Annotated in this window: 15 protein-coding genes; 4 read left to right on the top strand and 11 right to left on the bottom strand. The window is 42.6% G+C overall.

The window, feature by feature from the left end; translation table 11 throughout:
- Positions 1 to 29 precede the first annotated feature (29 nt).
- From rpsJ to argC, 6 genes are all read right to left on the bottom strand, one after another.
- On the bottom strand, positions 30 to 341 hold the full coding sequence (rpsJ, locus tag HRT96_RS19945) for a 30S ribosomal protein S10 (RefSeq protein WP_017223583.1): 312 nt from the start codon (positions 339 to 341) through the stop codon (positions 30 to 32).
- Positions 342 to 812: 471 nt separating this feature from the next.
- Positions 813 to 2672 carry an argininosuccinate lyase gene (gene argH, locus HRT96_RS19940; RefSeq protein WP_293160133.1) on the bottom strand — a complete coding sequence of 620 codons (1860 nt, stop codon included), beginning with the start codon at positions 2670 to 2672 and terminating at the stop codon, positions 813 to 815.
- A gap of 84 nt (positions 2673 to 2756) precedes the next feature.
- Positions 2757 to 3965 carry an argininosuccinate synthase gene (locus HRT96_RS19935; protein WP_293160131.1) on the bottom strand — a complete coding sequence of 403 codons (1209 nt, stop codon included), beginning with the start codon at positions 3963 to 3965 and terminating at the stop codon, positions 2757 to 2759.
- Positions 3966 to 3984: 19 nt separating this feature from the next.
- Positions 3985 to 4890 carry an ornithine carbamoyltransferase gene (locus HRT96_RS19930; protein ID WP_293128979.1) on the bottom strand — a complete coding sequence of 302 codons (906 nt, stop codon included), beginning with the start codon at positions 4888 to 4890 and terminating at the stop codon, positions 3985 to 3987.
- Between the two features lie 26 nt (positions 4891 to 4916).
- On the bottom strand, positions 4917 to 5693 hold the full coding sequence (gene argB / locus HRT96_RS19925; protein ID WP_293128978.1) for an acetylglutamate kinase: 777 nt from the start codon (positions 5691 to 5693) through the stop codon (positions 4917 to 4919).
- 11 nt (positions 5694 to 5704) lie between these two features.
- Positions 5705 to 6715 (bottom strand): N-acetyl-gamma-glutamyl-phosphate reductase, encoded by a 1011-nt coding sequence (argC, locus tag HRT96_RS19920; RefSeq protein WP_006034058.1) that lies wholly within the window; start codon positions 6713 to 6715, stop codon positions 5705 to 5707.
- Between the two features lie 242 nt (positions 6716 to 6957).
- On the opposite strand from argC, the gene argE reads away from it, so the two are divergent.
- Positions 6958 to 8106: an acetylornithine deacetylase gene (argE, locus tag HRT96_RS19915; protein WP_293160129.1), complete on the top strand. Its 1149-nt coding sequence runs from the start codon at positions 6958 to 6960 to the stop codon at positions 8104 to 8106.
- Positions 8107 to 8264: 158 nt separating this feature from the next.
- A complete protein-coding gene (ppc, locus tag HRT96_RS19910; RefSeq protein WP_293160098.1) occupies positions 8265 to 10895 on the top strand; it encodes a phosphoenolpyruvate carboxylase in 2631 nt (876 codons plus the stop codon).
- A 90-nt stretch (positions 10896 to 10985) separates the two neighbouring features.
- On the opposite strand, the gene metF is transcribed toward ppc, so the two are convergent.
- Together metF and HRT96_RS19900 are read right to left on the bottom strand one after the other, a co-directional pair.
- Complete coding sequence (metF, locus tag HRT96_RS19905; RefSeq protein WP_293148890.1) at positions 10986 to 11873, bottom strand: methylenetetrahydrofolate reductase; 888 nt, start codon at positions 11871 to 11873, stop codon at positions 10986 to 10988.
- Between the two features lie 142 nt (positions 11874 to 12015).
- Complete coding sequence (locus HRT96_RS19900) at positions 12016 to 14439, bottom strand: bifunctional aspartate kinase/homoserine dehydrogenase II (protein ID WP_293160096.1); 2424 nt, start codon at positions 14437 to 14439, stop codon at positions 12016 to 12018.
- Positions 14440 to 14615: 176 nt separating this feature from the next.
- Here HRT96_RS19900 and metJ point away from each other — a divergent pair, with 176 nt between their 5' ends.
- On the top strand, positions 14616 to 14942 hold the full coding sequence (metJ, locus tag HRT96_RS19895) for a met regulon transcriptional regulator MetJ (RefSeq protein WP_293160094.1): 327 nt from the start codon (positions 14616 to 14618) through the stop codon (positions 14940 to 14942).
- 134 nt (positions 14943 to 15076) lie between these two features.
- Here metJ and HRT96_RS19890 read toward each other — a convergent pair whose 3' ends face one another.
- From HRT96_RS19890 to rpmE, 3 genes are all read right to left on the bottom strand, one after another.
- Positions 15077 to 15673 carry an RNA-binding S4 domain-containing protein gene (locus tag HRT96_RS19890; protein WP_293160092.1) on the bottom strand — a complete coding sequence of 199 codons (597 nt, stop codon included), beginning with the start codon at positions 15671 to 15673 and terminating at the stop codon, positions 15077 to 15079.
- A 171-nt stretch (positions 15674 to 15844) separates the two neighbouring features.
- A complete protein-coding gene (locus tag HRT96_RS19885; RefSeq protein WP_293160089.1) occupies positions 15845 to 17086 on the bottom strand; it encodes a malic enzyme-like NAD(P)-binding protein in 1242 nt (413 codons plus the stop codon).
- A 406-nt stretch (positions 17087 to 17492) separates the two neighbouring features.
- Positions 17493 to 17705 carry a 50S ribosomal protein L31 gene (gene rpmE, locus HRT96_RS19880; protein WP_006034066.1) on the bottom strand — a complete coding sequence of 71 codons (213 nt, stop codon included), beginning with the start codon at positions 17703 to 17705 and terminating at the stop codon, positions 17493 to 17495.
- A 232-nt stretch (positions 17706 to 17937) separates the two neighbouring features.
- Here rpmE and priA point away from each other — a divergent pair, with 232 nt between their 5' ends.
- Complete coding sequence (gene priA, locus HRT96_RS19875) at positions 17938 to 20139, top strand: primosomal protein N' (RefSeq protein WP_293160087.1); 2202 nt, start codon at positions 17938 to 17940, stop codon at positions 20137 to 20139.
- Positions 20140 to 20235: the final 96 nt, after the last annotated feature.

The following is a 20235-nucleotide window of genomic DNA, read 5'->3' as shown; positions in this document are numbered from 1 at the left end:
CTCAATATAAATCGTTGTTTTAGAACTTACTAGCCAAGGCTGATTTGAACATCAACACCAGCAGCTAGATCTAAACGCATAAGAGCGTCAACGGTTTTTTCTGTTGGCTCAACGATGTCAACCAGGCGCTTGTGCGTACGAATTTCGTACTGGTCACGCGCATCTTTGTTAACGTGCGGAGAAGTAAGCACTGTGAAACGCTCTTTACGCGTAGGTAGTGGAATAGGTCCACGTACTTGTGCGCCAGTGCGTTTCGCAGTTTCAACGATTTCCGCTGTAGACTGATCGATAAGACGATGATCGAACGCTTTTAAGCGGATACGGATTCTTTGGTTCTGCATTAGACCAGAGCTCCAATAAAGTTAAACACACACAAAAATTCGACATCCCACATCTAAATAAATAGATTGCGAGAGCGATATCTTTAACTCGGTGACTCCCCTATCGGGAATCTTATGACTGACCACTAATACTTTAACTCAAGGTTAAAATAATAACATAATGGTTCAGCTTCTTGCCTAAGCAAGTGGGACGTATTATACATGACCTCTTGCCTTTAGCAAGAAAAAGATCGACATAAAGAATTTAATCCGCACATCGATATTATTAAGTCATAAAGCACTAAATCATTTTAAAAACGTTCAGTGCAATTAATCGTCACCTTAATTTGTGACGCTACTATATAGCTAGTCATGATTAAGTTCAAGTTTCTTAAGCGACATTATTCAAGCCAAAAAAAAGCACCCATGCTTGGGTGCTTTATATCAGTCATCTAAAATAACATTAACACGCGCGTTTTTCTGCTGTTAAGTTTATTGTTTGGTTACCACATTGAGTTTAAATTCTAATGCGACTTCATCACACGCATGCTGGCGTGGGCACATATCACAATCTTTCAATACTTTTTCTGGCAGCATTGATTTACTGGTTGACCGAAAGCCCAGCTTCATAAAGAACTCAGGCACACGGGTTAATACAAACACTTTTTGGATCGCCATCTGTTCGGCTTTACGTAACATGTATTCGACAACCGCTTTACCCTGCCCACCACCTTGATAACCAGGTTCAATACCCAGTGAACGGATCTCAGCAAGTCCGGTATCGTAAACATAGATAGACGCACAGCCGGTCACTTGATTATGTTTCTCTGTCACCGCAAAGGTACCGACTGCTTTAACCAGATCAGAACGACTACGTGGTAAGTTCTCACCAATATTGGCCCAGTAATTTACCATACGTTCAATATCATCAAGATCAGTCAAACGTGCAGATCGAATACTAATACCAGACGTATCACGCTCTTCTAAACGTTTTTCAGCATTCGTTAAAGCGAACTCAACCTGCACGGGAGACACCCCACCCAGCGCTTTACGTTTTGCTAATGTTTCATCAAGTGATAAATGATGATAAACATCGTCTTCAATCAGTACATCAAACTCTTTAAATTCAGCTAAGGTTAATGCTTCTAGCGGCACCCCTTTGGCAATTGCAGCAACAACGGCTTCACCAACAATATGGTGTGAATCACGGAAGGGTACGCCTTTCGCAACAAGATAATCAGCCAGTTCTGTCGCATTCGAATAACCACCTAATGCTGCTTCTTTGGTTCTAGCTTCATTGATCTTCATTCCAACCAATGACATCGCGGCCATCTCTAGGCAGTCACTCCAAGTATCAAGCGCATCAAATAAGCCTTCTTTATCTTCTTGCATATCTTTGTTGTATGCCAGCGGCAGCGCTTTCAGCGTCATTAACATGGCACTTAGTGAGCCAAATACCCGGCCGGTTTTACCTCGGATAAGTTCTAATGCATCCGGATTTTTCTTTTGCGGCATCAGAGATGAACCGGAGGTCACTGCATCAGCCAACTCAATGAAGTTAGATTCACCCGAGTTATAGAAAATTAAATCTTCTGCTAAACGGGATAAATGGATCATTGACATACTTGCCGTACACATCAACTCCATCACATGGTCACGATCCGATACTGAATCTAAGCTATTTAGTGTCGCACTGCCAAAACCCAATGAATGGGCTAATTCCGTTCTATCCATCGGATAGGCAGTCCCGGCAAGCGCACCAGAACCAAGTGGACAAGTATCAAGGCGTTTTAAACAATCAGTTAAACGACTATAGTCACGCTCCAGCATTTCAACATAGGCTAAACACCAATGGGAGAATGTCACTGGTTGTGCACGCTGTAAATGGGTGTAACCCGGTAATACTGTATGTTGATGTTCACGTGCAAGTGATACCAGTTGCTGCTGCGTTTTATCCAGTTGCATCAACAATTGATCACCTTGCTGTTTACACCACAGCTTTAGATCAGTGGCAACTTGATCATTACGACTACGGCCAGTATGTAGCTTTTTACCCAGATCGCCCACTTTAGCAATTAACTGCGTTTCCACCCAGCTGTGAATGTCTTCAGCATCACTTTGCAAAATTTGCTCTGGGTTTTCTAATACCGCCAATTTAAGATCGTTTAACGCGGCTTCAATAGTGAGTTGCTCATCTTGGGTTAAGATACCGACACCAACCAAAGCTTTTGACCATGCCACTGAACCTGTAATGTCTTGCTCAGCTAAACGGTAGTCAAACCGCAGTGAATCATTGAAACTTTTAAATCTTGCATCAGCTGCTTGACTGAATCTACCGCCCCATAGTGCCATGGTTACATCCTTATTCTTTCTTATATCTGTATATTAGAAGTTGTATATTCGAAGAGGAGGATGCGTTAACATCCTCAAATAGTGTTACTTAGTTGCTAAAGCTTTAATACGGCTAGACAACGAATATAAGCGGATGAAACCTTCCGCATGGCTTTGGTCATACACATTATCATCACCAAATGTGGCAAACTCTTCACTGTAAAGGCTGTTTGGTGATTGCTTCTGTACTGCTTGTACTGAGCCTTTATACATTTTAACAATCACTTCACCGTTCATGTCTTCTGCGAGAGTCCCTGCCGCAGCAAGTAATGACGCACAAAGTGGGGTGAACCAACGACCGTCATAAACGAGGTGCGAGAACTCAGCCGCAACCGTTTGTTTCCACTTACGGGTGGTTTTATCTAATACTAACTCTTCGATGCCACGCAACGCTTCAACCATGACTGTACCACCCGGAGTTTCATAACAACCACGTGATTTCATGCCCACTAAACGGTTTTCGACGATATCAACACGACCGATACCATGAGCAGCGGCTTTTCCATTGAGATACATCAGTGCTTGGTACGGTGACATTACTTCACCATTAACCGCCGTGATCTCACCTTTAACAACCGTTATTGTCACGAATTCAGGTTCGTTCGGTGCATCAATCGGATCAACAGTCATGGTCCAAACTTGTTTTGTTGGTTGGTTCCACGGGTCTTCTAACTCGCCACCTTCATGCGAAATGTGCCAAGCATTGGCATCACGGCTATAAATTTTAGTCGCAGATGCTGCTGTTGGAATATCACGTTCAGCTAAGTATTCAAGTAGCGATTCACGGCTAGTTAAGTCCCAGATACGCCAAGGTGCAATCACAGTTAGTTCTGGTGCCAGTGCAGCAAAGCATGATTCAAAACGAATTTGATCATTACCTTTACCTGTACAACCATGACAAAGCGCATCAGCACCGACTTTACGGGCAATTTCAACTTGTGCTTTAGCAATAATTGGACGTGCCATTGACGTACCTAACAGATAAGTACCTTCGTAAACAGCACCGGTTTTAAGCGTCGGGTAGATATAGTTAGCGACTAATTCGTCCTTTAGATCAACTACGTAGCACTCAGATGCACCCGAAGCCAATGCTTTCGCTTCAATACCATCAAGTTCTTCAGCGCCCTGACCGACATCAGCAACAAACGCGATAATCTCACAATTGTCATAGTTCTCTTGTAACCAAGGTAAGATCACTGAAGTATCTAAACCACCAGAATATGCTACTACTACTTTCTTAACTGTTTGTGTCATTTTCATTTTCCTTAATATGTTACTTCAGCAATGTCAGTAAAACTGCATTTTGGGCATGCATTCTATTTTCGGCTTGATCAAAGATCAGCGATTGTTCGCCATCCATCACTTCCGATGTTATCTCTAACTCACGATGAGCTGGCTGACAATGCAATACATGTTTAATTCCTGTGCGCATCAGTAATGCTTTGTTTATCTGATACGGCATGTACTTTTCTTTTACTTGTTGCAGTGGAGTACCATCCCCCATTGAGACCCAAGTATCACCATAAATAACATCATAATCAACTATGTCATCTAGGTTATCTGTTACATTTATCTTACCACCACTAATTTCAGCTAACGCCATGGCCTGTTTGACAATTTGTGCATCAGGACTACTGCCGCGTGGACATACCGCCGTCACTTCAGCACCTAAAATAGCACCGGTTAGCATTAATGAATGGGTGACGTTATTACCTTCACCGACATACGCTAACTTTACCTTAGAGACATCTTCATAGTGCTCTGAAATAGTTAAAAAGTCCGCTAATGCCTGACAAGGATGATATAAATCGCAAAGAGAGTTCACCACAGGCACACTGCCATGTTCCACTAAGCCTTCCAGCGTTTTATGACTCACCACTCTTGCGACGATGGCATCAGCCCAACGTGAAATATTAGCAGCAAAATCTTTTACCGTTTCACGCTCACCAATCGCACCATTTTGTGCGTCAAGGTAAACCGCATGACCACCTAACTTATGAATACCGATATCAAATGTGACGCGTGTTCGTAGTGACGGCTTTTCATAAATGGTGACAATACTTTTACCCGCTAATGCTTGTGAGTATTCTGCCGGATTGGCTTTCATTGCTTTAGCCAGTGCTAATAAGTCAAGGATCTGTTGTTTACTTAAATCTTTAACTGATAATAAATTTTCCATGATCGAACTCCGTTAACTGATCAATATTAGCGAGAAACTTTCGTTCCCTCTGCTTCACCATTTAATAATGCCACTAACCGCTCAGGCACTTTCCAACTTGCTAATTTTATGTCACGATTTAAAGATGTGGCCGCTTTTAAAGCCGCTTTCACTTTTACTTCCATACCGCCATGGATCACGCCAGCAGTAATGAGTTCATCTGCATAGCTGCTGTTCATCTCAGGAATTAACTGCATGTCCGCGTCTAAAATTCCGGCCACGTCAGATAACATCACTAAGTCAGCATCAAGCGTTTCACAAATAGCGGTGGCCGCTTGGTCAGCATTGACATTTAATAACTGTCCCTGTGCATCAATACCAATAGAGCTAATAATCGGTAAGAAACCACCACTGAGTAACGCGGTTAATAATGTTGGATCACCTGCTTCACATTCGCCGACAGCACCAAGTCCTGCGGTTGAATGTGTAACGGTTGAAATACCGCCATCAGCAAGACTTAAACCAACGACCTTCGCACCCGATTTCAAACCCTGTGCCATTAATACTTTATTTGCCGTACCCGCTAACGCGCCGGTGATATAACCGATATCGCTAAATGGGGTAACGCGTAAACCGTTCTTTTTCTCGCTAACGATATTCATCTTTGCTAATAGTTCATCAACAAAGCAGCCACCGCCATGCACCAAAATAAGGGGACGTGAGGATGTTAATTTATATTCACTCAATGCAGTGAACAGCTGTTCAAGCGCCGTTTCATTTTCAAGTAATGCGCCGCCAAGTTTCAATACTAAAGGAGTAGTCACTGCAATCTTCCTTATACTAACGACGTTGTCATGGCGAAACCAAAACGAATATTGATGCACTGCATTGCTTGCGCTGCGGCACCTTTTAATAAGTTATCAATAGCAGAAACCACAATCAGGTCTTGTCCCTGTTGCTGCCACGCTAAATCACAGTAAGCGGTTTTCTCTACGGCTTTAATACTTGGCCAGCCACTTGGTAATAACCGCACCATAGGTTGATCTTGATACGCGTCTTGATAAGCTGCCGTGACTTGTTCTGGTGTCACACCCGCGGCAAGCTTGACGTTAATCGTGGCTAAGATGCCACGTTTAAAACAACCTAAGTGCGGTGTAAAAATAACCTCATGGCCTAAATGTGTACTTATTTCAGGTTGATGACGATGATTAAACACAGCATAAGGTGCATGGCTCACTTCGCAAAAAGCGGAGCCTAACGCCGCTTTACGCCCAGCACCACTCACACCACTCACTGCATTAATGATCGGTTTTTGATCCGCAGCAATCAAGCCATGTTTTGCTAACGGTTTTAATGCTGATAACGAGGCCGTTGGATAACACCCTGGTACGGCAATCAAATTTGCTTTAGCAATATCGGCACTCGCCCATTCAGCTAAACCATAAACAGCACTCTTCAATTCTTTATCGAAGTTATGTTTAAAGCCGTAATAGTTTTCGTAGAAAGCAGGATCATTCACTCTAAATGCACCGGATAAATCAAATACCACGGTATCCTGCGCTAGAAATTCAGCGGCAATATCATGACTGACTTCATGCGCGGTCGCTAACACCACAATATCAACGTCAGCACAAATATGCTTAATGTTGCTCACCGCTAAAGGCTGAATCGTTTGGTCAACAACCCCTAATAAATGACCATATAATGAAGAAAACGATTTTCCTGCATCTAAACTGTGTTCTGAAACATACAGGCCAGCTAATTCAAGCTCTGGATGTTTGGTAATGTAATGGGCTAGCTCAGCACCGGTATACCCGGTCGCACCGACTAAAATTGTTTTTAACATGTTTGACTTCCGTGTTTGCTAAATTGTAAAACGACAGGCAACAGCGCCCTTTCCAATTGCACTTGCTTGCGTAATTTAAGCCGTGCTAATGCATTTTAAATACTGTCTCGTCGAAACCATGAAAAACGATTCATTATCTAACCCATACGTTGTAAGGTAAGGATGATTAGAGAATAAAACAGATTACATTTTTATGCAACTTTTATGCATAAAAAAACAATCATTCATTACAGGAACGTAATATGCAACTACCTAAATTTAGCGAACTTTATAAATCACTGATCCTAACACCGTCGATCAGCTCATTAGAAAAAGAGTTAGATATCAGTAATAAACCTGTCATTGACTTACTTTCAGGTTGGTTCAGCGAACTTGGTTTTAGCATTACTATCACCAGCGTCCCTGAAACCAATGGTAAATTTAATCTAGTCGCTACTTACGGCCAAGGCGATGGTGGTTTATTACTGGCAGGGCACACCGATACGGTGCCGTTTGATGACGGTTTATGGACCAAAGACCCATTCAAGTTAACCGAAAAAGACGGTAAATGGTATGGTCTAGGCACGATTGATATGAAGGGGTTTTTCGCCTTTGTATTAGAAGCATGTAAGAACATTGATTTAACAAAATTAGATAAACCATTGCGTATTCTCGCGACGGCAGATGAAGAAACCACCATGGCAGGCGCCAAAGCAATTGCCGCGGCACAAAGTTTCCGACCTGATTATGCCGTCATTGGCGAACCAACAGGTATGGTGCCGGTATTTATGCACAAGGGGCATATGTCAGAAGCAATCCGTATTACCGGACGCAGCGGTCACTCTTCCGATCCCGCTAATGGCATCAATGCCATTGAGATCATGCATCAAGTAACCGGACAGTTATTGCTGCTGCAACGCAAATTAAAAGAACAATACGCCTGCGATCATTTTGCTATCCCCCAACCCACGCTTAATTTTGGTCATGTGCACGGTGGTGATAGCCCCAACCGAATCTGTGGCAGCTGTGAATTACACATCGACATGCGCCCTATCCCTGGGGTAAGTCCCGATGAATTGTTTATGTTACTTAACCAAGCATTACTGCCGATCATGAAGCAATGGCCTGGCGCTGTTGATGTTTATCATCTACATGAGCCTATCCCTGCTTATGCGTGCGATACTGATTCAGCGTTAATTAAGTTAGCTGAAAAGCTCACAGGTGAAGCCGTCATACCCGTGAATTACTGTACCGAAGCACCGTTTATTCAACAACTTGGCTGCGATACGATAGTCATGGGTCCGGGCAGCATTAATCAAGCACATCAACCTGATGAATATTTAGATCTATCTACAATTAAACCAACACAGGCTATTATCCAAAAACTGATTGAAGAAACATGTAAAAACTAACTAGAGAATTATCAATTTGTAGTAAAATTACACCCTATATCACAATTAATCGTATTAATTACACGATTTCATTGACGAATGTCACTAAATATAGTTATTTTACATACATAACGATAATAGTTGTTGCCGTATTACATCACTGAATTGAAGGATTATGTATGTCAGATAAATATGCAGCGTTACGAAGTAATGTCGGCTTATTGGGCCAAGTACTAGGGAATACAATCAAGGATCATCTTGGAGAAGAGTTCTTAGATAAGATTGAAACCATTCGTCAACTAGCAAAATCATCCCGTGCCGGTAATGATAAAGACCGAGCACAATTACTCACCGTACTGCGTAATCTCTCTGATGATGAGCTATTACCAGTAGCGCGTGCGTTTAGTCAATTCTTAAACCTGGCTAACATTGCCGAACAATTCCACACCACATCACGTAATTGTGCAGATAACGTGTGTGTGCCTGACTCTATCGATGAGCTGTTTGCGAAACTAAATAACTCTGAAATCAGTGAAGAAGAGGTACTTGCTGCGGTTAAAAATCTTAAGATCGATTTAGTGCTAACCGCACATCCAACTGAAATCACCCGCCGTACCCTGATCCACAAGCATGGCGCCATCAATAAATGCCTTAGCCAGTTAGAACTGACTGAGTTAAGTAGCCAAGAACGCGATGTCTTCATGACGCGTATTGAACAATTGGTATCACAAGCGTGGCATACCAACGAGATCAGAACCGTACGTCCGACGCCTGTTGATGAAGCTAAATGGGGATTTGCAGTAGTCGAAAACTCATTATGGGATGCGGTACCAAACTTCTTACGCAGTCTTGATAAACGGCTGCAAGACCGCTTAGATTACCAATTACCGATTGATGCTGCGCCAGTTAAGTTTACCTCTTGGATGGGTGGTGACCGTGACGGTAATCCGTTTGTGACCTCAGCAGTCACCGAAGAAGTACTACTAACCAGTCGTTGGATGGCTATTCACTTGTTCCTTAAAGATATAAAACATCTCACAAGTGAATTCTCAATGAATGACTGTGATGACACATTACGTGCATTGGTCGGTGAAAGTCATGAACCTTACCGTGTGTTATTGAAAAAATTACGTAGCGAATTAACAGAAACACTAGCGAGCTTAACTGCGCAGCTAAAAGGCGAATACACAGAACGCCGTGACATAATCACCACTACAGCACAGTTACGTGAGCCATTGTTAGCTTGCTATCACTCACTGAATGCTTGTGGTATGGGCGTTATTGCCCAAGGTGCATTACTCGATACTATTCGTCGCGTTGAATGTTTCGGTGTAAGTTTAGTGAAACTTGATATCCGCCAGGACAGTGATCGTCATACCGATGTGATAGCCGAAGTAACCCGTTACTTGGGTCTTGGAGACTATGCACAATGGAGCGAGCAAGATAAACAAGCGTTCTTATTACAAGAGCTGAATAACAAGCGACCACTGATCCCACAATGCTGGCAACCGTCTGCAGATGTGAAAGAAGTACTTGATACTTGTCGCACTGTGGCAAAGCAAGATCCAGAAGCACTGGGTATTTACATCATTTCAATGGCACGTAAAGCCTCTGATGTATTAGCTGTGCAATTGCTATTAAAAGAAACCGGTTGTCCATTCCGTCTCCCTGTGGCGCCATTATTCGAGACCTTAGACGATTTGAATAATGCGGGTACAGTAACGGCTAGCCTATTAGCCATCGACTGGTATAAAAATTACATCAATGGTCATCAATATATCATGATCGGTTATTCTGATTCTGCCAAAGATGCCGGTGTAATTGCCGCATCTTGGGCGCAGTATCGTTCACAAGAAGCCTTGGTTGATATCTGTGAGAAAGAAGAAATTGAGCTGACTTTATTCCATGGCCGTGGTGGTAGCATCGGTCGCGGTGGTGCGCCTGCTCATGCCGCCTTATTGTCACAACCTCCAGGTTCATTAAAAGGTGGTTTACGGGTAACAGAACAAGGCGAAATGATCCGTTTCAAGTTTGGCCTGGCTAATGTTGCAGAACAAAGCTTAAACCTCTACACCAGTGCGATCTTAGAAGCGAACTTACTGCCGCCGCCAGCACCAGAACAGTCTTGGCGTGATGCAATGGATCAGATGTCTGCGGATTCATGTGAAGAATATCGTTCATATATCCAAGGTCATGAAAAATTCGTACCTTATTTCCGCTCAGCAACACCTGAATTAGAATTAGGTAAACTGCCACTCGGTAGCCGCCCAGCAAAACGTAAACCCAACGGTGGCGTAGAAAGCTTACGTGCTATTCCTTGGATCTTTGCATGGACCCAAAATCGCTTGATGTTACCCGCGTGGTTGGGTTGTACTGCCGCATTCAAAAATATGCTCGATTCAGGTCAACGTGAAACGCTGCAAGAGATGCAACAGCAATGGCCGTTCTTTAATACCCGTATAGAAATGTTCGAAATGGTATTTTTGAAAGCCGATGCCTGGTTAGCGGAATATTATGACCAATGTCTGGTGACTGAAGATCTTTGGCCTCTGGGTAAAGAGTTACGCGCCAGTTTAGCCCTAGCAACAGAGCTTATAGTTGGTTTAAACCCAAACAAGCAATTACTTGATGCTCAACCTTGGATCAAGAAGTCAATTGAGTTACGTAACCCGTATACCGATCCGCTAAATATCCTCCAAGCAGAGCTACTCAGCCGCGCACGTAGCAGTAAAGAAGTGAATCCTGATGTCGAGCAAGCCTTAATGGTGAGTATCGCAGGTGTTGCTGCAGGTATGCGCAATACTGGTTAATCTGGATAACAAATAGCTGATAATAAAATGCCGACATCATCGTCGGCATTTTTGATTCTAATATAACCTCACTGTAGGTAAGTACGATGACTATCTTGGGCGCACACCTAAAGTATGACAAATAGCATACGTTAAATCAGCCCGGTTTAACGTATAGAAATGAAAGTCCTTCACCCCTTCACGCGACAATATTTTCACTTGGTCAATGGCAATACTTGCGCCAACCAGATTACGTGTCGCTTGATCATTGTCTAAACCTTCAAACTGACTGTGCATCCAATTCGGCACTTTTACATTGGTCAATTTTGAAAACTTACATAAGGTTTTATAATTAGATACCGGTAAAATACCCGGCACAATTTCTTTATCAATGCCCACCGCAGCACAACGATCACGGAAACGTAAAAAGCTCTCGGTATCAAAAAAGAACTGAGAAATAGCACGATCGGCACCGGCATCAATTTTATCTTTTAGCGCTAATAGATCGGCTTGAGCATTTTTTGCCTCAGGATGGACTTCTGGGTAAGCAGCTACCGAGATATCAAAATCATTCACTTCTTTCAGTAGTGCAACCAGATCGGCGGCGTACATATCAGGTTGATTCAATCCTGGTGGTAAATCACCACGTAAAGCAACGATATTACGGATCCCGTTATCCCAGTAATCCGTTGCAATCTGTTTCAACTCTTGGCGGTTAGCGTCAATACAAGTGAGGTGTGGCGCTGCAATCAAGCCCGTTTCATGCTTTATCTGTTTGATAATGTCATGAGTACGATCACGGGTACCGGAATTGGCACCGTATGTCACTGACACAAATTTAGGGTTTAACGCTTTTAGGCGATTAATCGATTCCCACAGGGTAGACGTCATTGCAGGTGAGTTAGGCGGGAAGAATTCAAAAGAAACGTTAATATCACGTCCCAATTCAGAAACGCTTTGATTTAATACTTCAATATTTTGTGCATTGTGAAAACTCATACTTATATCCCTTAAGATGTTTAGACGTCCATACCTCTTTACGTCTTAATCATCACAAGTTTGGTGGATAAAGTCAACGCACATAATTCATCTTAAACATGAATTATATGCGGTTTGGTTTTAGGCAGGCTAAAAGATAAAATTAACGCGCGAACAGCTTACATAATTGGAAAAGATCAGATTGAATAGCGCCCGCAGTCACATCTCTACCAGCACCCGGACCTTGGATCACTAATGGGTTATGACGATACCAATGGCTGTTAATCGAAAAGATGTTATCGCACGGCAATAAGTTAGCAAATGGATGGGTTGGCTCTAAAAACTCCAAGCCAACCTGCGCCCCTTCTTTGCGGCTAAAACGGGCGACATAACGTAATACTAAGCCCTGCTTTTTGGCTTTATTAAACATATGTAATATTTTGTCATCGAGTGCTTCGCAATGTTCTAAAAACTCATCCACTTTAAATGCCATGAGATCTTCTGATACCAATGACTCTAGTTTGATATCGCTAAGCTCCATGTCATAACCCGCTTCACGGCTTAAGATAAGTAGTTTGCGCTGCACGTCCTTACCCGATAAATCTTCCCGAGGATCGGGTTCTGTTAGCCCTTGTTGCCAAGCTTGCTCGACTAATTGCGAGAAGGCAATTTGCCCATCATATTGTTGGAACAACCAAGATAAGGTACCAGAGAAAATACCGCTCACCGCAGTGACTTGATCGCCACTGTGTTGCAGCATCGCCATAGATGATTGGATCGGTAATCCTGCGCCGACCGTAGCGTTATATAACCAATGGCTTTCATTATCACTAAAGCTTTGCTTAACCCGATGATAAAACTCACTGCTCGCCGCTCCGGCAAATTTATTCGCCGAAATAAGGTGGAAACCGTGTTGGGCAAATTCAGGGTAATAATAACTGATTGCTTCACTGGCGGTAATATCGATGATCACCAATTCATCAAACGGGTGCAATGCAAGATTAGATAATAACTGTTCCCAAACAAACGCTTCAGGTTGGAAGTCATCAAGTACCGTCGCAGCATCCAAACCATTAAAGTCTAATATCCCACCCTGCGATCCATATACACCGCATAAACACAGGTCTACGTTTTGTTGTTCAGGTAGCTTATGCATTTGTTTCGCGAACAAAGATAACCAACCAGCGCCAATATTACCTTTACCAAATAACACCACACCAATGCGTTTTGGCTGTTTAAATAACGCGGTGTGTAATTCTTTCAATAATGGTTCGAGTACTACTTTTTGCAATACTGCACAAATACTTAAACGATTATCACCCGTTTGTACAAACGTCAGATTGTGTTCTGAGATCAGTTGATAAAACTGATGTGACTGTAACGCATTTTCAGTGACTCCAGAACCGACCAGCGCTACCATACAAAAACCACTCAGCAGATTAATAGCGCGAACCTGCGGTTGCTGCAGTTGGTATGTCTGTAATGTCGTGAGTGCAAATTCGACAATTTCAGCGGTATAACCTAATCGCACCACATGCTCGGTGGGGCGACGTTTTATACAAATAGGGGATAATTGTTGCTGTGTAAGCAAGGTAATCAACTGATTATATTGTTGTTGATAGTCCGCATGCTGATCGAATTCAATATCAACTAAGTGCAGATCATCAACCGAGGTAACGATCTTAGCGCCCTTACCTTTGGGTAAACGACGGTGGATCTGGGTTGAGCCTTCGCTAGGAGTATAACTACAGCGCAGTTGGACATGTTGTTTACTCTCAACCACGGGTTGTAATGTACGCGCATGTAATACGGGTGAACCTAAACGCGCCAGTTCTGCCGCTTCGTCGAGTGACAGTTTAGTTTGTAACTCGGCATCTTTTACCCGACGTGGATCAGCACTAAATATCCCGGCGACATCACTCCAGATCGTCGTTTGATCGGCATCTACTAATGCACCTAACAAGGTTGCAGAATAATCCGAACCATTACGCCCTAATGTGACGGTTCGCTGCTGTCCATCAGCAGCAATAAAGCCGGTCACCACAACACGGTTATGTAGGTTCGCTAAACACGCCGTTAATTTTTGGCGAGACACCATTTCATCAACCACAGGTTGCGCGGCTAATTCTGTGGTTAAAAACAAGCGAGAATCTAAATCATTGGCAGGTAGTTCACTTTGACTCAGTAACGCCGCTAATAATCGGGCTGACCATACTTCCCCATGTGCCAGGATTTGGTTTTTAGCATAAACATCAAGATGAGCTTCTAATAAATGGCCTATAGTATGAATATCATCTTGCAGCGCAGCAGTGAGTTGTATACATAAGTCATCTACTAATAATTCAGCAATTAACTTGGCTTGATATTCACACGTGGCAATAAGACGCTCAGACGCAGCTTGATCACCATCTTCAGCCAATTGTAATAACTCTAATAATTGGTTGGTGGTTTTACCTGCCGCAGAAACAACAATCAGATCGCGGGCTTGCGTATGCTCGCTAATAATAGCCGACACCCGACGATAACAAGTGGCATCCGCTAAACTACTGCCACCAAATTTATGAATACTGCGCTTAACTGCGTCCATGCGTTCTCCCGAACTTAATATCAATTAATGTAATACCAGTAACTCAAAACATACACTATTAAGTTGCCACAGGTCAATAGACGTCTAGAGCTCTTTACATACTGATTGCCAACAATCAAATTCAAAGGTAAACTTGTCACTTATTCATTAAATAATAATTTACACAAAGGTCAAAAATGACAAAGTGGAACGGCGAGTATATTAGCCCCTATGCAGAACATGGGAAAAAGAGTGTACAGGTTAAAAAGATCACTGTGTCAATTCCTCTGAAAGTACTCAAAGTACTGACAGATGAAAGAACTCGCCGTCAGATTAATAATCAACGTCACGCGACTAACAGTGAACTGTTATGCGAAGCATTTTTACATGCTTACACGGGTCAGCCATTACCGGCTGATGACGATTTAGGCAAAGACAAACCAGACAGCATACCCGCAGAAGCCAAAGCACAGATGTTAGCACTGGGTATCAATATTGATGATTATTTAGAGCAAGATGATTAGTCATTAAATAACGAGTGCCAAATAAACAACGACTGAAAATAAAACAGGCTCCAATAATAGGAGCCTGTTTTGATCTAATCTGTAACCAATGCGCTATCTAGACGCGCATTATTACTAATACCTTAAAGTAAAATCTAAAAACTAAACGGTGCCGCGCGGCCTTTTTTCTTTTTCTCAACTGGTTTCGGTGCCGCTACTGTTACAGGTTTAGCTTCAGCTTTTTTCTTTTTCTTCTTTTCAGGCTGTTCCCAGATATCTGCAGGGATGCTATCGACAGCAGACTTAGCAACTGGCGTTGGTGCAATAAATACAGCTTCAACAACCGCTTCTTCTACAGCGTGAACGTCAGTAACACCTTGCTCAACAGTATTGTTTCCGGTGAAATCGTCTTCAGTCACATCGTGTTCTGCAATATAGCTTGCTACCGAATCAGACTCTAAAGCCGCAGGATCAACAAATTCTTCTTCATCAGCAATATCGTATGCTGCAAGCTCTTCCGCAGACATCACTTGATACGCTTCACCATTAAAGCCGATGATATCGCCAAACATGATTTTTTTACGTTTACGCGTTTCAACTTCACCATTCACATACACATAACCGTCTGCAATATAGTTCTTCGCTTCACTGCCCGAGGTCACTAAATTTTCGATTTTTAAGATCTTATATAATTCAATTGGTTCTTCAGCGACAACAACAGGGATAACTTCAATTTCATATTCTTCAGACATGGGAACCTTAAATGTGAGCAAATAGCAGAACTTTATACAAGTATATACCCAAACTACTTCAACATGCTATATCAGAGACGAGCAGGTGTAGCTTGAAATAGCTTGGGTATAAGCTTAGAAATGCGAACGCCAAGGATAAACCTTGGCGTTTGTGAAAACTATGCCGTAAGTTTACAGCATATAATTTTCAGGTAGTTCGACACGGGCAACGCCAGTTTCTACCGCAGCTAATGCAACAGCGCGTGCAACGCGTGGCAATAAACGTGGATCCATTGGTTTTGGAATGATGTACTCAGTACCAAACTCTAATGATTCCACACCCGATGCAGTCAATACAGACTGTGGTACTTCTTCTTTAGCAATCTCACGGATCGCATGAACAGCGGCTACTTTCATCGCTTCATTAATCACACTGGCACGTGCGTCTAATGCACCACGGAAGATGAATGGGAAGCACAGCACGTTATTCACTTGATTTGGATAATCAGAACGACCGGTTGCCATAATCAGATCTTGACGTGCCGCGTGAGCCAATTCTGGCTTAATTTCTGGGTCCGGATTCGAACAGGCAAAAATAATTGGATTATCGGCCATTAATTTAACATCATCAGCAGCCAATACATTGGGGCCAGATACACCAACAAATACGTCAGCACCGTTAATGGCATCTTGTAATGTACGTTTATCGGTATTATTAGCAAAACGTTGCTTATATTCGTTAATGTCATCACGGCGAGTGTGGATCACACCTTTACGGTCTAACATGTATATTTTTTCACGTTGTGCGCCACATGAAATCAACAACTCCATGCAGGCAATAGCCGCCGCGCCAGCGCCCATACAAACAATAATCACTTCCGCGATGTCTTTACCCTGAATGTCTAGCGCATTAATCATGCCTGCTGCGGTTACGATTGCAGTACCGTGTTGATCATCATGAAATACCGGGATCTGACAACGGGCAATGAGCGCTTTTTCAATTTCAAAACATTCTGGTGCTTTAATGTCTTCTAAGTTAATGCCACCAAATGTATCAGCGATATTCGCTACGGTATCAATAAATTCTTCAGTTGTACGGTGTTTCACTTCAATATCAATTGAATCAATATCAGCAAAGCGTTTAAACAAGAGTGCTTTACCTTCCATCACTGGTTTTGATGCCAGTGGGCCTAAATTACCAAGGCCTAGAATTGCAGTACCGTTAGTGATCACCGCAACTAAGTTACCTTTAGCCGTATATTTGTAAGCATCGTCAGGATTAGCAGCAATTTCACGCACTGGTTCTGCGACACCTGGGCTATATGCTAGAGAAAGATCATCGGCGGTTTCTGCTGATGTAGTAAGTTGAATAGCAATTTTACCTGGTTTAGGGTTCGCGTGATAATCTAATGCTTGCTGTCTAAAGTCTGACATACTCAATATCCTGAATTAAATGAATGCACATAACTCACAGCCTTAACTCGAGAATAACTAAGGTGTAAGAAACAACGTTGGGGGAATGAAAATAACAACCGAATGTAACACTAATATTTAACTTTAACTTAACACAAGACACTTTTGTTTTATACTGAGCTAAACGAGCTAATAATATTGTTAGCATGATTCTACATTAATTTAAGTTGTTTATTCTACCTTTGCACTGGTATGAAGTGTTTATTTTTATATGATTTAGTAATTTTAGACGATAATTTTTAGGCAAATGAAAAATAGAAGGTTAAATTTAAGTTTTATAATTGTTTCAAACTGTTTTTCAGGTATAAAAAAAGGCACCCGAAGGTACCTTTTTGAGTTACTACAAAAAATTGTATAAATACAATTCTTATTTTGCAGCAAGAGCGCCAAAACGCTTGTTGAATTTATCAACACGACCACCAGTATCAACATTACGTTGCTTACCAGTGTAGAATGGGTGACAGTTTGAACATACGTCTAGCGTGATGTTTTTACCGCGAGTTGAACCAACAGCGAAAATGTTACCGCATGAACATTTTGCTTCCATAGCCGCGTATTCTGGGTGGATACCTTGTTTCATAGAAACCTCAATTTTAGTTATGTCGCCATCTGAAACACTGCCAGACACCACATAAAGTTATAGAATTTTTAGGCTGCGAATAATATAGGATCTTACCCCCCAATATCAATAGCTGATGCATAAATAAACTGCAATTAGAACATTAAATAGAAAATATCAAGACATTACCTAGTTAACAGCCGTAAACTGGTTACCTAAGTACAGATTTAGTCCGTAAAAGAGAGTTGAGTAAATGCCAGTTGTCGCCGTCGCCGTTCCCGTTCATTTAAATAGAACCTTTGATTATATTTACCCTGATGATGCGCACATACAACCCGGCATGCGGATCTGCGTGCCCTTTATGAATAAGCAATTAATTGGTATTGCGCTGGTAACTAAAAACGACAGTGAATTTCCGCTGGCAAAACTCAAACCGATTATCAATGTACTCGATGATAATGCGATTTTATCGGCTGACATGTTAGCTTTTTTCAATTGGTGCGCTGATTATTACCATTACCCGATTGGTGAGGTGATCGCCCAAGCCTTACCGGTATTGTTACGAAAATTAGAATCCGCCAAATTAAACAGTTACACATTCTGGCAGTTAACCGATAGCGCACATGAATTAACGGTTCAGGAATTAAACCGTTTAACCCCTGCACAATTACAAACCATCAAGTTACTGGCTGAAACGGGGTTAACCCAATCACACTTAAAGTTAGCCAATATAAAATCAACCACCATCAAAGCGTTACAAGACAAGGGGTTGATTAACCAAGAATACATTAAAATCCAAGATAACGATGCGCAACACTGGCGTCAAAATCTGGTGATTAGTGATAATCGCCCCACCCTCAATACCGAACAAGCAATTACGATAGCCGCGATAGATATCAATCACTTTGCCACTTATTTACTTGATGGGGTAACAGGCAGTGGTAAAACTGAAGTTTATCTCAATGTCATCGAAAAAGTATTAAAAACCGGTAAACAAGCACTGGTATTAGTCCCTGAAATCGGTCTCACACCACAGACTATTTCACGCTTCAAGCGTCGTTTCAATGTGCCTATCGTCGCCTTGCACTCAGGTTTAAATGACGCGGAACGTCGTGAGGCTTGGCTTGAAGCGCAAGCTGGGGTCGCCGGTATCGTGATTGGTACACGGTCGGCAATATTTACGCCCATGCATGATTTAGGCGTGATCATTATTGATGAAGAGCATGATGGGTCGTTAAAACAGCAAGAAACATTTCGTTATCATGCCCGCGATCTAGCCATCGTCAGAGCCCAGCGGAATAACATTGCCGTGGTATTAGGTTCTGCCACCCCGGCGTTAGAAACGCTACACAATGCTTTGACAGGTAAATATCGTCATTTGCGGCTAACCCAACGTGCGGGTAATGCCCAGATGCCGACCCACCACCTGATCGACATTAAAAATCAATCCTTGGACTCTGGTCTCTCTGCTGAGTTCATGGCATTAATGGCAATCCATTTAGCCGCTGGTAATCAAGTCCTGTTATTTCTCAACCGGCGCGGTTATGCACCCGCCGTCATGTGTCATACCTGTGGTTCGATGGCAGAATGTCAGCGTTGTAATACCTATTACACCTATCATCAATCGCGCAATATATTGCATTGTCATCATTGCGACGAACAGTTCCCTAAACCACGTCGTTGTCCGAGCTGTAATTCCAATGAGATAATGACCGCCGGTTTTGGTACTGAACAGTTAGAGACCATGCTCAATAATCACTTCCCACAATACCCGATTATTCGTATTGACCGAGATAGTACCAGCCGTAAGGGCAGTTTAGAAAAATCATTAGAAGCCGTGCGTAAGCGAGAATTCCGGATCCTAATTGGCACGCAAATGCTCGCCAAAGGTCATCATTTCCCTGATGTCACGCTGGTCGGACTCATTGATGTGGACAGCGCCCTGTTTAGCAGTGATTTCCGCGCCCCTGAAAAACTCGCGCAACTGTTTGTGCAAGTCTCTGGTCGTGCTGGTCGCGCAGCCAAACAAGGGGAAGTGGCGATTCAAACTCATCACCCTGAACACGAGTTAATTCAAGACCTGATTAACAATGGTTATTCTCACTTTGCCCAAACTGCATTACACGCCCGGTCTATGGCCAATTTACCGCCTTATAGCTTTCAAGCCTTGTTCCGTGCAGAAGCCCATCAGTTCAGCGATGCCAACGCCTTTTTAGTCGAAATAAAACAACTCATTCAAGCGCATAATCACAATCCGCAACTGCTTTGTTTAGGACCGATGCCAGCCCCCATGGAAAAACGTGCGGGTAAGTACCGTTTACAGCTATTATTACAAAGTCCGCAACGTCAGCACATCACTCACCTATTACGTCAAATAATGCCAAAAATAGAAGCATTAAAGTCTGCACGTAAAGCCCGTTGGTCATTAGACGTAGATCCAACCGAAATGTTGTAAGGATATCGGCATTTATCCGCTGATTAGCTAGTCAAATGCCCCTAATCACGCTAAAATGATCGGTCTATTTCATTCATCATTGCTAGTTAAGAGAAC

The sequence above is a fragment of the Moritella sp. genome, assembly GCF_013215705.1.
In the GTDB taxonomy this organism is placed as follows: Bacteria; Pseudomonadota; Gammaproteobacteria; order Enterobacterales; family Moritellaceae; genus Moritella.
Note: the sequence above shows the minus strand (reverse complement) of the source record. Positions and strands in the feature narration are given on the sequence as shown.

Excerpts from the sequence above, each read along its gene's own strand:
- HRT96_RS19930 (WP_293128979.1), bottom strand. The coding sequence starts at position 4,890 with ATGGAAAATTTATTATCAGTTAAAGATTTAAGTAAACAACAGATCCTT.
- ppc (WP_293160098.1), top strand. The coding sequence starts at position 8,265 with ATGTCAGATAAATATGCAGCGTTACGAAGTAATGTCGGCTTATTGGGC.
- HRT96_RS19890 (WP_293160092.1), bottom strand. The coding sequence starts at position 15,673 with ATGTCTGAAGAATATGAAATTGAAGTTATCCCTGTTGTTGTCGCTGAA.
- priA (WP_293160087.1), top strand. The coding sequence starts at position 17,938 with ATGCCAGTTGTCGCCGTCGCCGTTCCCGTTCATTTAAATAGAACCTTT.
- argH (WP_293160133.1), bottom strand. The coding sequence starts at position 2,672 with ATGGCACTATGGGGCGGTAGATTCAGTCAAGCAGCTGATGCAAGATTT.
- metJ (WP_293160094.1), top strand. The coding sequence starts at position 14,616 with ATGACAAAGTGGAACGGCGAGTATATTAGCCCCTATGCAGAACATGGG.
- argE (WP_293160129.1), top strand. The coding sequence starts at position 6,958 with ATGCAACTACCTAAATTTAGCGAACTTTATAAATCACTGATCCTAACA.
- argC (WP_006034058.1), bottom strand. The coding sequence starts at position 6,715 with ATGTTAAAAACAATTTTAGTCGGTGCGACCGGGTATACCGGTGCTGAG.
- rpmE (WP_006034066.1), bottom strand. The coding sequence starts at position 17,705 with ATGAAACAAGGTATCCACCCAGAATACGCGGCTATGGAAGCAAAATGT.
- HRT96_RS19885 (WP_293160089.1), bottom strand. The coding sequence starts at position 17,086 with ATGTCAGACTTTAGACAGCAAGCATTAGATTATCACGCGAACCCTAAA.
- HRT96_RS19900 (WP_293160096.1), bottom strand. The coding sequence starts at position 14,439 with ATGGACGCAGTTAAGCGCAGTATTCATAAATTTGGTGGCAGTAGTTTA.
- metF (WP_293148890.1), bottom strand. The coding sequence starts at position 11,873 with ATGAGTTTTCACAATGCACAAAATATTGAAGTATTAAATCAAAGCGTT.
- HRT96_RS19935 (WP_293160131.1), bottom strand. The coding sequence starts at position 3,965 with ATGACACAAACAGTTAAGAAAGTAGTAGTAGCATATTCTGGTGGTTTA.
- rpsJ (WP_017223583.1), bottom strand. The coding sequence starts at position 341 with ATGCAGAACCAAAGAATCCGTATCCGCTTAAAAGCGTTCGATCATCGT.